The sequence below is a fragment of the Runella sp. genome (genome assembly GCF_027484545.1).
GTDB lineage: Bacteria > Bacteroidota > Bacteroidia > Cytophagales > Spirosomataceae > Runella.
Genome location: NZ_JAIXST010000344.1, coordinates 1 through 15,916, shown reverse-complemented (window position 1 = coordinate 15,916; position 15,916 = coordinate 1). Strand labels below are relative to the sequence as shown.

18 protein-coding genes are annotated in these 15,916 nt (G+C 44.2%); 4 read left to right on the top strand and 14 right to left on the bottom strand.

Features of this window, described 5'->3' with window-relative positions; translation table 11 throughout:
* From Q0081_RS30775 to Q0081_RS30750, 6 genes are all read right to left on the bottom strand, one after another.
* The coding region (locus tag Q0081_RS30775; protein WP_298362740.1) for a hypothetical protein at positions 1 to 463 on the bottom strand (463 nt) is incomplete at its 3' end.
* 18 nt (positions 464 to 481) lie between these two features.
* Entirely contained in the window at positions 482 to 1,171 is a 690-nt protein-coding gene (locus tag Q0081_RS30770; RefSeq protein ID WP_298362738.1) for a hypothetical protein, read from the bottom strand.
* Positions 1,172 to 1,187: 16 nt separating this feature from the next.
* On the bottom strand, positions 1,188 to 1,940 hold the full coding sequence (locus Q0081_RS30765) for a hypothetical protein (protein WP_298362736.1): 753 nt from the start codon (positions 1,938 to 1,940) through the stop codon (positions 1,188 to 1,190).
* Between the two features lie 10 nt (positions 1,941 to 1,950).
* Positions 1,951 to 2,214, bottom strand: a complete 264-nt coding sequence (locus tag Q0081_RS30760) for a hypothetical protein (RefSeq protein WP_298362733.1) — start codon at positions 2,212 to 2,214, stop codon at positions 1,951 to 1,953.
* Between the two features lie 27 nt (positions 2,215 to 2,241).
* Positions 2,242 to 3,168: a hypothetical protein gene (locus Q0081_RS30755; protein ID WP_298362730.1), complete on the bottom strand. Its 927-nt coding sequence runs from the start codon at positions 3,166 to 3,168 to the stop codon at positions 2,242 to 2,244.
* Positions 3,169 to 3,183: 15 nt separating this feature from the next.
* Positions 3,184 to 4,614, bottom strand: coding sequence for an OmpA family protein (locus Q0081_RS30750; RefSeq protein WP_298362726.1), 1,431 nt, complete (start codon positions 4,612 to 4,614; stop codon positions 3,184 to 3,186).
* A gap of 244 nt (positions 4,615 to 4,858) precedes the next feature.
* On the opposite strand from Q0081_RS30750, the gene Q0081_RS30745 reads away from it, so the two are divergent.
* Together Q0081_RS30745 and Q0081_RS30740 are read left to right on the top strand one after the other, a co-directional pair.
* Positions 4,859 to 6,883: a histidine kinase gene (locus tag Q0081_RS30745; protein WP_298362723.1), complete on the top strand. Its 2,025-nt coding sequence runs from the start codon at positions 4,859 to 4,861 to the stop codon at positions 6,881 to 6,883.
* A gap of 3 nt (positions 6,884 to 6,886) precedes the next feature.
* Positions 6,887 to 7,642, top strand: coding sequence for a LytTR family DNA-binding domain-containing protein (locus Q0081_RS30740; protein WP_298362720.1), 756 nt, complete (start codon positions 6,887 to 6,889; stop codon positions 7,640 to 7,642).
* 2 nt (positions 7,643 to 7,644) lie between these two features.
* Here Q0081_RS30740 and Q0081_RS30735 read toward each other — a convergent pair whose 3' ends face one another.
* Complete coding sequence (locus Q0081_RS30735) at positions 7,645 to 8,256, bottom strand: Uma2 family endonuclease (RefSeq protein ID WP_298362717.1); 612 nt, start codon at positions 8,254 to 8,256, stop codon at positions 7,645 to 7,647.
* Between the two features lie 42 nt (positions 8,257 to 8,298).
* On the opposite strand from Q0081_RS30735, the gene guaA reads away from it, so the two are divergent.
* Both guaA and Q0081_RS30725 read left to right on the top strand, forming a co-directional pair.
* On the top strand, positions 8,299 to 9,825 hold the full coding sequence (guaA, locus tag Q0081_RS30730) for a glutamine-hydrolyzing GMP synthase (RefSeq protein WP_298362714.1): 1,527 nt from the start codon (positions 8,299 to 8,301) through the stop codon (positions 9,823 to 9,825).
* 81 nt (positions 9,826 to 9,906) lie between these two features.
* Complete coding sequence (locus Q0081_RS30725; protein WP_298362712.1) at positions 9,907 to 11,325, top strand: hypothetical protein; 1,419 nt, start codon at positions 9,907 to 9,909, stop codon at positions 11,323 to 11,325.
* Positions 11,326 to 11,440: 115 nt separating this feature from the next.
* On the opposite strand, the gene Q0081_RS30720 is transcribed toward Q0081_RS30725, so the two are convergent.
* The 7 genes from Q0081_RS30720 to Q0081_RS30695 all read right to left on the bottom strand — a co-directional run bounded on the left by Q0081_RS30720 (position 11,441) and on the right by Q0081_RS30695 (position 15,530).
* Complete coding sequence (locus Q0081_RS30720) at positions 11,441 to 12,823, bottom strand: L-serine ammonia-lyase (protein ID WP_298362709.1); 1,383 nt, start codon at positions 12,821 to 12,823, stop codon at positions 11,441 to 11,443.
* 122 nt (positions 12,824 to 12,945) lie between these two features.
* Complete coding sequence (locus Q0081_RS30715; RefSeq protein WP_298362707.1) at positions 12,946 to 13,395, bottom strand: transposase family protein; 450 nt, start codon at positions 13,393 to 13,395, stop codon at positions 12,946 to 12,948.
* 56 nt (positions 13,396 to 13,451) lie between these two features.
* Complete coding sequence (locus Q0081_RS32050; protein ID WP_409034111.1) at positions 13,452 to 13,706, bottom strand: helix-turn-helix domain-containing protein; 255 nt, start codon at positions 13,704 to 13,706, stop codon at positions 13,452 to 13,454.
* A gap of 3 nt (positions 13,707 to 13,709) precedes the next feature.
* Positions 13,710 to 13,847, bottom strand: coding sequence for a hypothetical protein (locus Q0081_RS30710; RefSeq protein WP_298362705.1), 138 nt, complete (start codon positions 13,845 to 13,847; stop codon positions 13,710 to 13,712).
* A gap of 497 nt (positions 13,848 to 14,344) precedes the next feature.
* The gene (locus Q0081_RS30705; protein ID WP_298362703.1) at positions 14,345 to 14,650 is read right to left on the bottom strand and encodes a hypothetical protein; all 306 of its coding nucleotides are present in this window, start codon (positions 14,648 to 14,650) and stop codon (positions 14,345 to 14,347) included.
* Positions 14,625 to 14,963, bottom strand: a complete 339-nt coding sequence (locus Q0081_RS30700; protein ID WP_298362700.1) for a hypothetical protein — start codon at positions 14,961 to 14,963, stop codon at positions 14,625 to 14,627. Before Q0081_RS30700 ends, Q0081_RS30705 begins: the two co-directional genes overlap by 26 nt.
* Before the next feature lie 51 nt (positions 14,964 to 15,014).
* The gene (locus Q0081_RS30695; RefSeq protein ID WP_298362698.1) at positions 15,015 to 15,530 is read right to left on the bottom strand and encodes a hypothetical protein; all 516 of its coding nucleotides are present in this window, start codon (positions 15,528 to 15,530) and stop codon (positions 15,015 to 15,017) included.
* Positions 15,531 to 15,916 lie beyond the last annotated feature (386 nt).

Genomic DNA, 15,916 nt, shown 5'->3' with positions numbered 1-15,916 from the left:
GGTAAACAGGCTCAAAAATATCAAGCGTCAGATGTATGGAAGAGCGAGTTTTGAGTTGCTCCGCAAAAGAGTCATCCTGATGGGAAACCCCGACTTTCACCAAATGTGACGATGAACCAGCAACCTGAGCCGTCTCGATTGGCTCGTCGGGCTCCTCCGCTACGGGTTTTGGCGAAGCCGACACTCCACTCCCTTTCGCCATTTTTAACATTTCGGCGCGGGCTTTTTCTATTTCCTTCAATAGTTCGGGCGTAGCTGCGCCATTGGCTTTAAACTCTTTGATCTGGTTATCAAAGAGTTTGTTGATGTAGGCCGGGTCTTTGAATTTGGCCATTTCGGCTTCGGCTTCTTTCACTGCTTTATCAAGATCTGCCTGTTGCTGTTTCGTAAGCTTTTCTTGGGCAAAAAGTCCCGCACTCAGACACCAAACAATCAACCCCAACACCCACTTAAAATAATTCATCCGCATGGCTTTCTAAGGTTATTTCTCCAACTTGGTGAGCATCATTGACGATTGTTTTTTTCCTTTTTCGTCAAACTGCTCCTGTTTTATCACCCCAACTCCCTTCGCTAAATACTCAGTGCAGCTCAAAGACTTGTTACCAAGGAGTTTCATTTTGGTATTCATGAGGTACGTAATTTTCAGGCAGTCAAACTTTCCAGCGGGCGTTTCCACGGTTTCGAGGCTTTCTACTTTTCGATTGGCAATCGTTGCGCTGATACTGATCAGGTTCATACCGCTCGCCAGTGTGGAGGCGATATTTATCGTGGCATCGGGCAGTTTATCTCCTACTTTCATTCCTGCGGGATACACCATTTTGTCGCCATCAATATTTACTTTAATATCGGCTGCCTTTGGAATCATATCACTGCTAATGTTGCGCACATCTGCAATGTAATCGCCTTTACTGCACTTACCCGAAGCTTGCCCCTTGGCCAAGAGCCGCCCTTTGGTATCGTAGGTTTCGGTATCATATACCAACAAAAACCCTCCATTAACAGGCTTATAATCAATCACCTCCGATTTGAGGGTAGCCACGGGTTTGTCCTTTTTATCGTAGCTGACCATTTCTATCTTTAAGCCTTTTGAAAGTTTGAAGTAATCCGTACACTCTTGGGCAGAAAGCTGATACGAAAAGAAAAATGCGAGTAAAACAGATAGGTTTTTCATGAAAATTAGGGGATAATTATTTACACTTTGCCAGCACTTCGGCGGCCAGTTTTTTGGCCAATGCGATATTTTCGTCGTCGTTTGCACTGATTTCTACACTGACTTGAAACGTAACTTTACCTACCAGCACGGTCAGTTCTTTTTCTTTGATACGCCACGAAGCCGCCTCGCCCACGCCCGTTATTTCTTTGAAAGTGATTTGGTCGGTAGATAAATCTTTGGCCATGTTGGTAGCAGTTTCGGTGGTTTTGGCATCGTAGCCTTTTTCTTTCATGGCCTCGCCCGCTTTTTTGAAGGCGGCTTCTTTTTCAGCGGCGGTGGTGTTTCGATAAAAAGCTTTAAAACTTTCTAATGGGGTAGATTTGCCTGTTATCATGAACAAATCGCTGCCCACCCAACGCAGACCCACCCGATTGGGCGAGGGGTATTCCATTTCTTGACCCATCATTTTTATTTTACGAACTCTGCCGCTGTCCCAAGTATATTCGTAGGTGTCTTTGTCGTGCTTTTTGGCTTCGGGGCTGTAGCTATAATCTTTCTTGGCTTGGGCGGGTACATCGTAGTGCTTTTTGATTACTTCCAACGGCAACAGTTGGTCGAGTATACCTTTATCGGCGTGCGATTTGAGGCAATCAGCGTTGCCCGAAGTCGAAACGGCTTCGGTTTTTGGGGTTTCACTTGTACTTTTTTCGGCGTTGTTGGCCGTAGTGTTGTTGCAGGCGGTTATGGCAAAAGCCGCGATGCAAGGCAGAAGGATTTGTAGCTTCATTATTTTTTTTTTAGTTACAGTCAATGTCTTTGATTTGGTCTTCGTACACTTTCCGTTGGGCGGGGGTATAAACGTTGCACGACCGAATAATCTCGTTTAATGACTTTTTGACGGCTTCGCATTTTGTTTTGTTGCCAATGTCCTGCGACCAAGCCGCGATGACTTTTTCGTACTCGGCGGCGGCTTTTTCGCAGTTGGCTTCACTTGGCTCTAACGCGTTCTTTTTGCACGACAACACGGCCAATAAACAGAAGAAAATAACGAGTTTTTTCATGGGGATAGGAGCGTTAGAGTGAAATGGTTATCGGTGCTGATACGTAATGACGAGGCTGTGAAACTTGAGGGTGTCGCCCGTCCAGTTGCCATCCGATGAAATATTTAGATAATACGAATGAGTCTGATTGTCAATCATTTCATTGATGGAAGCGGCAATACTGCCAATAGAAGCTACGTTAAAGTTGCTCTTCGCCGAGGCGACGGCCGTAAAGACATTGGTAGTATGCGTATTTTTGTTCAATACAAAAGAGATATGGGATGCTGAATTGTCCCACACATACATCCGCACGTTGGTAATCACCACCTCGTCGGGTAAGTTTAGCGGCAAATACATGGTTTTCGGTAAAGTCGTGGTGTTGAACCACGCGTATCCGCTGCCTTTGCGAAGTTGGTCGTCCCAATCTTGGGCCTGTACGCTGCTGAAATTGTAACTCAAGTAATAATTTGAGGTGTTTGAAACCCGCAAAATACCGTCTTTATCCGCAAATACAGGTCGTCGTTCGTTATCAGCAACTTGCTCAAAATCAAGCTCTCTCGAACGTATCGTCCCCACGCCATTAGTGCCCTCTACATCCAATGCAGCTTTGGCGGTCCCATATTCCCCCACAAAAAAGCGCCCAAATTCAAAGTGAGCCGCCGAAATATCATCGAGGTGAAATTCCAGTCCTTGATATCCCCAAATTCTCAACAAGTTATCTTGACCTACCAGCCCTCCAACAAAGGTGCTGTTTTGGGTGTGAAGTGGTAACATGATGAAATTCTGATCCGTTTTTAACGTCAAAGGCACTGAGCTTTTTCCTTGAATCACCACTGAATCGGAAGTGCTATTTTGAGAAAAAATGCTTTTATTAGGACTGATAACCACACTTTGAGCGTAGGTATTTTGCCAAAACATGACCGCTGAGAGCAGTATCCCCCAACTTATTCGAATTGATTTCAAGGAATTATTCATCTGAAAATCAAATGTTTACAGTTTGATGAATTCCACCCGACGGTTATTGGCTTTACCTTCGGCGGTGGTGTTGGGAGCTACGGGCTGGGTTTCGCCTTTGCCGTCGGTTTCCATGCGGGCAGCGTCAATGCCAAATTCGGTTTGGAGGGCGTTTTTGACCGAGGCCGCGCGACGTTTAGACAAATCAAGGTTTTTGGCATCTTCGCCGTCGGAGTCGGTGTGACCGATAATGCGCACTTTTACCGTGGCATTTTCTTTCAAAACCGTGCCCAATTCCTTCAAAACGCCGTAAGATTCGGGTTTGATTTTATCGGAATTGACGTCAAACAAAATCCCCGTGGTGCTGAATTTTCCTTCGGTGATGAGCTTGGAACGCGTGTCGGGGGCACCCACGGCGTAGCGAATATTTGACACCATAAACTCATCTTTGTTGTCGGCAGTGGCAAAATTCATATATTCCCCACCCAGCTTGAAGACGTTGTACTTGGCTTTGGGGTCGAAGGCTTGCGGAATGTCCACTACTTTGTTTTGGTTTACGTAAATGCGCAAGCGTGTTTTTTGTCGCCAAATCGAAAATCGAACTTTGGCGGGTGTATCGTCCCATTCCAACTCTTTGATATTTAGATTTTCGTTTTTGATCGTTTCTTCACCATTTTCATAAACAAAAAAACTGGCCGCACCGGTACCTGCTCCCCAACCAAAATAAATACCACTTTTGGCGATGTATTTGTCGGCTAAATCGCGCTTGGGGTTGTCGCTGGCGTGTATCATAAACCGATAGGTCAACACATTTCCGTTTACGTAGCGGTTGTACATATCAAACTCTAAGGTGAAGTTTTCGGGCAAATCTTTAACGTAAGTAGGTTGAAAAAAACCATCTTTGGTCATAAAAAGCCACTTAGTAGGGCTGTCGTCGAGGGTAACTACTTCTGCCGAGGAGTTGGTGTTCCAGCCCAGCGGGAAGTCGCCGACAGTCGTGGTAGAGAAGTCGTCGAGGGCAATCACTTTTTCGCCCGGCACAAAGTCAAACTTGGAATACACTTTCAAAGCCCCCTGGCCCCCAAAAGGGGATTTTTCCCTTTCCTCTTTCCTGGCCCCAACTTGCCCCGATGAGGAAGACTCTTTGTTTGATTTTAAGTCGTCTTTTTCGGGTTGTTCTTGCGTTGTTTCTTCGGCAGGCTGTTTGTCTTCTTCTTTTCCCCCTTTGGGGGTACAGGGGCTTTTTTTCTTGAAAATATTCCCAATTCCTTCTTCCACCTTATCCAAGCCTTTGTTGATTCCTTGGTCTATGCGGCTGTTGACACGGCCTTCCACGCTGCGTTCGGTGGTACGTTTGGGGTTTTCAACACGTATTTGGGCAAAAACGGACGTTTCAATAAAAAGGATAACCGTGATGGTGAAGCAAATACTCTTTGACGAGAAGTGGTGAAATACGTCTGTAATCATCTTTATTCTAAGCGTTGAATGAGTGAAAATGACTTGATTTACAAACCAAATCTGCCACTATAGGCCAAAAGTTGCGTGTCCTATTTCACCCACAAAGCATTTGAATCCACGAAGCGGGGGTTTGAGTTAATGAAGGCTCATTTGAAGTCAAACCAAAACGGGATAAAGTCAAAAGGCTTTTCAGTGGATTCAAACACACCGTCGGTCAGGTAAAGTGCAGGGATTCGATGAAAATTTATTTTCTTTGAAAAAAACTAAAAATCATATCCCACGGATGCTCGGCCGCCTCTTCCTATTCGTTTGCCTATTGATAGCGCTTCAGGCCGAAGCCCTGCCCGATACGCTGCGTTTGAGCTTTTTCAAAGAGTATAGAACACTCTTTGAAAAAGCTGTGGTTACCACTACTCCCCTTCGTGAAAAACGAGAAATTTTACCACAACCTTTTGCAGAACAGTTTACGGATTGGCAGCTGCTAAGCTCACAAACCGGCACGTATGCCGACCGAATCCATTGGCTGCATTTTTGGATTCATAACGATACCGATACCGCTCAAACCATTTACGTCAATGTAACTTCGGCCAATCAAATCGTTGTTTTTCACGTACTGAACAACGGGCAACTAAGCACTTTCAAAAGTGGCTACATGACGCCTTCTTCGCAGTGGGCGCTGCGGGAAGATGACCGCTACATTCCCTTACTCATTGCGAAGAAAACCACCGTTGACATCTTGGCGCAGATTTCCAATCAGGCGGGTATATTGCCGTTTTGGACAGGGGCTCAATCGCCCAAGCCTTCCCTGCGTTTGCAGGTTGAAAAAGAAGCCTTTTACTTAAAAAAGACCCTGAATGAATACCGTAGAAATATGCCCGAATTTCAGTATCGAAGCTGGATTCAGGGCGCATTGGCGCTGACAGTCCTGTTTGTGGGATTGTTGTATCTTCAATACCGCCAACGCATTTATGTTTATTATTGGGGCTATATCGTTTGCGGCTTTCTGTTCTCATTGCTCAAAACCCGCGCCTACACACCCCTTGGTCAAAGCCTCGGCGAATGGCCCTTGTTCAAAAGTCATCTGATGGAATCACTGCTTTGGTGGGGCATCGGAGCTTATTTATTGTTTATGACCGAACTGCTCAACCTCGCCAAAACCCACCCGCTTATGCAGCGGTGGTTTCGTCGGCTGGCGCTTTTGTTGGCGGGGTATGGATTTGTGTATATCTTATTAATGCTGCTGACCAACGACGGCGGTTTCAGTCAGTTTTCGTTTTGGGGCGGTCGTTTCATTGCCTTACCGATTTACATCATTACGCTCGTTTGGATGAGTCGGAGCGTCCAATCACCGATGGTTCCGTACGTCATTTGGGCCAACTGTATGCTGGGATTGTTTGGGGTATTGGCGTGGCTCAGGGCGGGCGAAGTGATTCTGAAAGGCGTTAAACTTCCCGCCAATGTGGATGATTTATTGACGCTGTCGTTTGCCGTGGTGACCGAAATCATCGTGCTTTCGTTGGCCCTCGCGCACCGGTACCGTTTGCTGGAAAAAGAAAAGACCGAGAGCCAACTGGCTTATTATGAAGAACTTCAACACAAGTCATTTTACGAGAAGCGCATGGCCGAAACCGAAATGCTGGCGTTGCGCAGCCAAATGAATCCGCATTTTTTGTTCAACAGCCTCAATTCGCTGGAATATTTAATCTTATCCAACGACGAACACAAAGCGACCGGTTACCTGGCCAAATTTTCAAAACTGCTGCGGATGATCCTCAACCACTCGCGCGAAGAGTCGATTCTGTTGGAAGAAGAACTGACGGCGCTACGGTATTATCTCGACATTGAAGCCACGCGCCTGGGTGAAGGATTTACGTATTCCATCGAAGTGGGCGAAACCGTAGATACCCAGCATCTTATCATTCCACCGTTATTATTGCAACCTTTTGTCGAGAATGCCATTTGGCACGGCCTGATGCCTTCCGATAAACCCACTAAAAATGTACAAATACGCGTTCGGTTGGCCGACGAGCATCGGGTTGAGTTTGAAATTGAAGACAACGGTATTGGTCGAAAAAAATCGGCGGAGATGCGAAGTCGTTCGTCAGTAAAACGAAAATCGTACGGAATGGACATTACACAGCAGCGCATTGCGCTTTTTAACCGAAATTACCCCAACCAACTTTCCATCGAAATCAGTGATTTGCAGCGCGGAAAAGAAACCGGGACGCTGGTCCGGATTGTATATAATCTACTGGATGAATCCACTATTGATACCTAAGAAATGATACGTGCCATATTGATTGACGACGAAAAACCCGCCACGGAAGTGCTGGAAATGAAGCTCAAACGCCTCAACATGGGCGTACAGATTTTGGCCAAGTTCAACCAACCGGAAGCGGCGGTGGAGTTTATGCGTGTTACGTCGTTTGATATTTTGTTTTTGGACATTGAAATGCCCCGCCTCAATGGTTTCGATTTGCTGCAACAGTTTGATGAATTTCACTTTGACGTCATTTTCACCACCGCTTACGACCAATACGCCCTGAGGGCATTTCGGGTGAGTGCGTTAAATTATCTACTCAAACCCATTGAAGAAACCGATCTGAAAGACGCGCTTGTGAGCTGGCAACAAAAGAAAATCAAGCAACTGCAACTTCCTCAAATACAGACCTTACACGAACATTTATCGCCAAAAACGCCACCGAAGCGCATGGCGCTTCCGACCAACGAAGGGCACGAAATCATCGAAATAAGTCAGATTGTGCGTTGCATGGCCGATACAAGTTACACGCATTTTCACCTGACCGACGGTCGTAAACTCGTTATCTGTCGTACGCTCAAGGAAATAGAGCAGACATTGGAGCCCAACGGGTTTGTGCGGGTGCATCTCTCACACCTCATCAATCCGCATTTTTTACGAAAAATCGTGAAACAGGAAGGTGGCTATTTGTTGATGTCTGACGGGGCGCAGGTGCCAGTCACGAAGCAAAAGCGCGATTGGCTGGTGGAGCAATTCAATGTACCAGGAAGAGGCTGAGTTTAAAATACTTTTTCAAAAACATCTTTCAATAAAACTGAGACCGCGACCGACCGAAAATGAGCCGTTTTATCCAGCCCATGGACGGTTTCTACGCTCCATTCCCCTTTGTCATTTTTACGAAACACTTCCATTTGAGGCAGTTCTGTGGAGACCAGCACATATTCTTTCAGGGTTTCAATGCTGCGGTAAGCAATGAATTTGTCAGTTTTATCAAACACCGCCGTGGAAGGCGAAGCTACTTCAATCACCAAGACCGGATTGGTCAGATTATCATTTTCTATCGTTTGGGCTTCGCCATTGCTTACCACAATATCTGGATAAAAATAGCTGCCGTTCTGAGGATTGAAAACGCGCATGTCACTGCCTAAGACTTCAAAATCGGTTCCTCTTAATAGATTCCAAAGTAACCCTACTAACGCTGTAGTAATATAATTGTGGATTTTGGTAGCTCCAGCCATTTCAATAAGAGTATTATAAATAAATTCATGCCGATGCTGACTTGCCCGTTCGAAGGCAAGATATTCCTCAGAAGTAAACGGAGATGAAACTGCGGGCACCATAATGCGTCTATTTTTAGCGAAAATACAAAGAAATTCCAACCAGTAAGGCATTGTACATCCTTTTTTTTACCTTTGCACCTTAGAAACACGTCTATGTCCGAACAAATTCTGATTCTTGATTTCGGTTCGCAATTTACCCAACTCATCGCTCGACGCGTCCGCGAACTGAATGTTTACTGCGAAATTCACCCTTATAATAAAATCCCCGAAATTACGCCTGATATAAAGGGAGTTATCCTTTCGGGAAGCCCCTATTCCGTACGTGACGAAGGTTCACCTCGGGTCGATATGAACTTATTCCGAGGCAAAGTGCCTTTGTTAGGGGTTTGCTACGGCGCACAATTGCTTGCTCATACATTAGGCGGCGAAGTCAAAGCCTCCAAACACCGCGAATACGGTCGGGCTATGCTTACGCACCAATCACATTCTGCGCTGCTGGATACAGTTTCACCACTTACTCAGGTGTGGATGTCGCACGGCGATACCATCGTTTCGGTTCCCGAATCGTTTAAAATCATCGGAGAAACCGATTCCGTCAAGGTAGCGGCATTTCATATTGAAGGCGAACCCACCTACGGCATTCAATTCCACCCCGAAGTAACCCACTCGGTGGAGGGAAAAAATATTCTAAAAAACTTTGTCGTTGATATTTGTGGTTGCTCGCAGGATTGGACAGCGGCCTCGTTTGTAGAAAGCACCATCGCCGACCTCAAAGCCAAATTGGGCAATGATAAAGTGGTTATGGCCCTTTCGGGTGGCGTAGATTCAACAGTGGCGGCTTCGTTGGTACACCACGCTATCGGCAAAAATCTGTATTGTATTTTTGTTGATAATGGTCTGCTGCGCAAAGATGAATACGAGGGAGTTCTCCATTCCTATTTAGATATGGGTCTGAATATCAAAGGCGTAGATGCAAAAAACCATTTTTACAACGCCTTGGCAGGACTCACCGACCCCGAAGCCAAACGCAAAGCCATCGGAAAAGCCTTTATTGATATATTTGACCAGGAAGCCCATTTGATTGAAGATGTAAAATGGCTCAGTCAGGGCACTATCTATCCCGACGTGATTGAGTCCGTTTCGGTGAAGGGCCCTTCGGCAACTATTAAATCGCACCACAACGTAGGCGGGTTGCCCGATTATATGAAACTGAAAGTAGTTGAACCGCTTAATACTCTTTTCAAAGATGAAGTAAGAGCCGTTGGACGGACTTTAGAACTTCCCGAAAATATTCTCAAACGTCATCCTTTCCCCGGCCCCGGTTTAGCCATTCGTATTTTGGGAGATATTACTCCCGAAAAAGTGGCGATTTTACAGGACGTGGACGCCATTTTTATCAACGGACTTAAAACCAGAGGCTTATACGACCAAGTATGGCAAGCGGGTGCCATGTTACTCCCCATCCAAAGTGTGGGAGTAATGGGTGATGAACGTACCTATGAGCGTGTAGTAGCTTTACGGGCCGTAACTTCAGTAGATGGTATGACGGCCGATTGGGCACATTTACCGTACGATTTCTTAGCTGATATTTCCAACGATATTATCAACCGAGTCAAAGGCGTTAACCGGGTAGTTTACGATATTTCTTCAAAACCACCTGCAACGATTGAATGGGAATAATTTTTTAGTATAGTGTAGTGGGTAATTAGTATTGAGTTAAATCCCCTACTGGCTACTCACTACTCACTACTCACTACTAAAATGCTAAGTTTTTTCAGAGTTAATGCCCCGTATCAAATCCTCAGTCTCATCATCATTTTGGTGTTACTGCAATTCCCATTTTACATTCATACCCCCGATTTATTGGTTCCTGAGCTTCAATGGATGCTGGTAGGTGAGAAAATGGGACAGGGATTTATGCTTTACCGCGATGTATTGGACAATCTCAGCCCTTTATCGGCCGCCGTCTATTGGGGAATGGACGAAGTATTCGGTCGTTCGCCCATTGCTCACCGAACTGTTGCCAATATTGTCATTGTCTTACAGGCCATTTATTTCAATTATATCTCCAATCAACGGCAGCTTTTTACCGAACGAAACTACGTACCGGGCATTCTGTATATTTTATTTATCAACATATCTTTTGACTGCAGCACTTTATCGCCCGTTTTAATGGCGACTACTTTTATTTTATTTGCCTACGGAACGCTGATTCGGCAAATGCAACGCGAAGGAGTAACCGACGAAGTTTTTGAACTTGGGTTTTATTTAAGCGTTGCGACCCTGTTTTATCTGCCTATGGAGCTTTTTTATCTATGGGCATTTGCTTCCATGTTGCTCTATACGGGGGCCAATTTTCGCCAACAGGCGCTGGCTTTTTTTGGCTATATATTCCCGATTGCGCTGACCGTTATGTTTTTCTTTTTTCGTGATTCTCTCAACGATTTCAGTCAAAATTTGCTGGCGTCTGCGTTTCGAACGCGCCAATATAACCTCAAAGATTTTCTGGGAGTAATAGGTACCATGGGAGGGATTTTTTTAGTGGGAGGGCTGGGATTTGCCCAAACCTTTGGCTATCCCCGTTTTATCAACTACCAGAGTCGTTGTCAGCAAATTATGATAATTTGGGTCATTGCGGCTTTTATTTCAATTGGCTTGATGCCCTTTATTGCTCCCATGCAATTCATCATTTTTATCCCGCCGCTGGCCTTTTTTTCCGTCAATTTTTTTATGCTCATGCAGCGACGTTGGTTAGCCGAAATACTTTTTATGGTGGTGTTTGCAGCAATTCTTTTTTTCCGATACCAAGCGTCCTTTTTAAATAACTCATTTGCGCTCAATCAATCGTCGCGTTTGGAAAATCTCAAAATCAAAAATGCACTGCTTCCGCCACAAATCAACAAGCAAAAAATCTTGGTAATCGGCGCTGATGAAGGGGAATATAAAGACAATTTTCCCACGACAGCCTATCTGAATTGGGAATTAGCCAGGTATGATTTTGAGAATTTAGACAGTTACGAAAGTGTCATCAACATTTTCGACAATTTTAAAGCAGACCCTCCTACCTACGTCGTTGACAAAGTAAATATCATGCCCCGCATATTTAAACGACTTCCTGAACTCAACAAACGCTATAAATCCACCCAATGGAAAGGTATTTATCAGCTCAATGTTCAGTAGGCAGTAAGCAGTTTACAATTGGCAGTTCACAGTAAGCAGTAGCAAACTCTCTCTAATCCGGTTATCCAACTATAGCCTGAACTAACTAACTGTAAACTGAGGACTGCCTGCTGCATCAACATTCCGTTACACTCAGCGCCAATCCCGCTTCTGAGGTTTCTTTGTATTTTTTGGACATATCCCGCCCTGTGGCCCGCATGACTTTGATGACGCTGTCAAAGGAGATTTTCTGCATTCCGGGTTCAACCGTCATTGCCAGCAAATACGCGTTATAGGCTTTAGCAGCCCCCATGGCATTGCGTTCAATGCACGGAATTTGCACATAGCCGCCGATAGGGTCACACGTCATGCCCAAGTGGTGTTCTATTCCGATTTCAGCCGCTGCTTCTACCGCTTCAATACTTCCGCCTGCGGCATACGTAAGCATGGCAGCACCCATCGCCGAGGCCGTCCCGATTTCCCCCATACAACCCATTTCAGCGCCCGAAATACTGGCATTGTGTTTTACCAAAAAGCCAATCGCCGCTGCGGCCAGCATTCCATCCCGCATTTTTTGGGGTGAATAATGAAAATGATACTTCATCAGGTAAGTTAGTCCTGGAAATACCCCGGAGGCTCCCGAAGTAGGAGCGGTAACAACAATGCTTCCTGCGGCATTTTCTTCCGATGCGGCCAAACAATACGCATTCATAAAGCTCAAAAAGCTGTCCGTTGCTGAGGCATGTTGTTTTGCCCTTTCATACAAAACGGGAGCTTTGCGCTGAAGACGGATACTGCCCGGCAATATGCCCTTTGCCCGAATTCCACGCTTCACAGCCTTATGCATAAAGTCCAGAATTTGGTCAATTTTCCTTAGTATCTCCTTTTCGGGAAGCCCCGTCAATGCCTGCTCATTTTGAATCATCAATTGGGCCAATGCCAATCCATTTGTTTTCAAATGGACTTTCAACTGTTCCATCGTCGAATACGGATACGCAGGTTGCCGATCTGTGCTTCCTTCCGGGGGTTGGCCTTTTTGTTGAATAAATCCACCGCCTACGGAATAATACTCACCTTCAAATAATACATTTCCTGCCTCATCAAGAAGTTGCAAAATCATTGTATTAGGATGCGGAAAATCCGTTTTCCCTTTGTGATACGTCAGGCTTGTTGCAGAAATCAAAATTGCAATCCCCTGAAAAACAATAGAATATTTATCTTCCTGAACTTTCATCAACCCATTCAGCGCTTTCGGATCACAGGTGTGAGGCTGCCAACCTAACAAGCCGCCCACAATCGCACGGTCAGTACCATGGCCTTTGCCAGTAGCACTCAGCGAGCCATAGAGATGAATCTGAATTTGCTTTCCTTTTTGGGCAATTTCGATGGGCAGCGTATTTAGCTGGTGCAAAAAATTGTACGACGCTTTCATGGGTCCAATCGTATGAGAACTCGAAGGACCGGGCCCTACCTTAAACAGGTCGAACAGGGAAGTGGTGATTGGATTTTTGGATAACATGAGATAGTTTGAAAAAGGAAGTGCGGGAAAGTATCCAAAAATAATATCTTTTGGACACTTTCCCGCACCTTTCAAAACCCAATCAACAAAAAGTATACTTTAAATTTCCCGACAAAAACCGATTATGCTCCCACCATGGTATAAGGGTCGCTTACCCGTGCCATTATTGGATCTATAATTCGTTTTTGTTTTCTTTTCGAAATGATATTCGGATTTTTCTCAACTGCCTGAAGTAATAGCTTTTGAATCAATGAAAGATATTTACTTGCCTTTGGTTGATCTATTCCAAAGCTAAAAGCCAATTGCTCCTGCGGAACACCTCCCTTTAAATAAATCAGTACAAAAAGCAGTGCATCCTGAGAATCCCAAAAAATGCTGTTTTTGCGTACAAAAACTTGCCGCCGTAATCTCGGGCTACCATCGAAGGTAAAATTTGCAAAATAGGAATGCCATTCCTCTTTAAAAAAGCGATAAAGTGTAGAAAACTCGTCTTTTTTCAAGCCAGTCAGTTTTCTAAAGTTTTTTTCGTCTGCTTGCAGGTCTTCGTACCGCTGAATCACAATCCAACTCATATATTCTTTATGTTAAAAGATAGAAATGTGTATTATAGAACGGGAATAAAATTGAATTATTGATAGTAAACCAGTTTCAACATTGCCGTAGGGCTCATCATGAATCTTTTCTTGAATACTTTATCAAAGTTTGCCGAACTTGTGTATCCCAATTGAGAGGCAATCTCCGATACTGACCATTTGTTTTGAAGAAGCTGGGTTTTGACAATTTCCAATTTCCGGTTCAAATGATACTCATAAGGCGGCAATCCATGAATCTCTTTAAAACACTTTTTAAACTTGGAAAGACTCATGCCAGCTTCCCGTGCCAAAAATTATACACTTGGCAATGGTTGGGTAATCACAAAATAACGACTTTCAATACTCACAGTCTGCTTCAAATCCTGATGATTGATTTTATTGACATCTTTCACCGACTCCTTTCGCCCGATTTGACCAATAAAGTCAGCCATGAACTGATAACACTGCGCTTGAGCCGACAGTCTCCATGTAAACGCATTTGTATCTTCAAAAAGTTTATCTATTAATACAATAGTCCGCTACGAATTTTAGTTTAAAACAATCGCTGCGGCGAACCGTCCGTCAATTCGCTGGAAACGGACTTTTGCATAAATGGCCTATTTATCGCAGCGGCGAACCGTTTCAATGTCTGGGGATTTGCCCATACACGCATAAAAATAACTCCTAAAATTTAAAAACCTCATTTTACGCAAATGGGCGGATTAAATGAATTTTAAAAATGTAGCGGAGTATTACAAAAATAAAATAACAAAATATATACCACAAAAATAATATGCATATTCCAAAAATAAAAATAATATAACAAAACACAAACCTAAACTAGGTTTCGACAAATTTAAAAAATTTTGTGCGGTAATAAATACAAAAAATAAAAAAGGGGTTTCCAACCTGTGCCCCCCCCTTTAAAACACTGTACCCTACTCTATTGCTACTGAATCTTTTTCACTGTAACGAGTACACACACCGGTATAGGAGAACAATTAAAACAAGATGCCGGAGCTGTAACAGTTACATTGAGTGTACATCCATTGGCGTCCGTAAGCGTTATGGCTTTATTGCCGCTGCTGATCAGGAAAGCCGTAGGTGTCCCATAATTGAAAGGACCGGCAACTACAGCCCCGCTTAGAGTATAAGTGGTAGTTCCTCCCGAAGGGTTGAGTACAAAAGTAAAGGTATCGTCCGCATTGGTATTGGTTGTACCTGCATTATTACAAATTACGATTACCCCCTCCACTTATAATTCTTGGCTTAACCGTCACTACCACAGTATCTTTGGCTGAACATCCATTGGCAGTGACGGTAAGTATATACGCCTGCGTACCAGTAGGAGAAACTGTAACGGAAGGAATAGTAGCTCCTGTGCTCCAGAGATAAGTCCCTCCGCCACTACCGGTTAGTGTCACCTTTGTACCTGAACAAATCGGCGCGGGGTCTGGATCCGCATTTGCCACTAAATTAGCATATATTACTACTACAGGGCAACAATTGCCCGAAGGACATCCGCTTGCGAGCGGACTGTTAAACGTATAGCTACCTGACTGCGTCACGATATAGGTTGAGTCAGTGACGCCATTGATCAAAGTTCCGTTGCGATACCACTAATAAGACACAGTCGTTGTAAATGTCAAAATTTGTTTACCACTATCGTTGGCCAAAACAGAAGCACTCAAAAGTCCTGTACCTGAACTGAAAATGGCTGTTTCTTTCAAAACCCCATTCCGATACGTTTTAATCTGCAATTGATTCAGGATTACCGCATTTAACAAATTAGCGTTATACTTAATGACAAAACCCACCGTATTACCTCCGGGATAGTACTGCAATGAATCTTTAACGGACACCGAAGAGCCTCTCCCTAAAACGCTTACGCCCGTAGTAAGTGTAGCGAAATTAGTCAAATTGCCATCAACGATGTTGGCACCGCTGGCAGCATTACAAAGAAGACACAGACCTGTATTGACAGCATTGATGTATAGCCCTCGACCCATAATAGGATCCATACAAATCTGATTGTTTTCAAGCGTTTGCTGCTGAGCAATTAGTTTTGAAAAGTTTGAATTTAGAATGACTAACGCGGCAATCATTCCAAGACCTTGTAGAAATCTGCGTAGCATGACCATAAATGTTTAGTATAAGGTGTATATGTTTAATCGGTATCTTTTTTTGCGCTTATTATTGCGATACCAATTACACCGTATCAACATTCTGGCCGATTAAGGCAAAAAACGGGAATAGATCTTAAAGGAAAACCAAAAAACCGTTTGAGATAATACATAACGCGCAGCACTCAACTATGCCTGATAAAAGACTTGCAAGAGTCAAAAAAGAGGAATTCTGTTATGTAAAAATTATGCCAAAAATCGAAGAATTTTATCAAAAAACTAGGGTGATTGCATCAAGTGTTAAGTTGGTTTAACAGGGTTTTAAGGTAAGCATCGTCGCGAGCGGCTTTCTTTCGCTTACGAGCCAAACTCATTTCAGTCGGCTCTCGCTTTAAGAG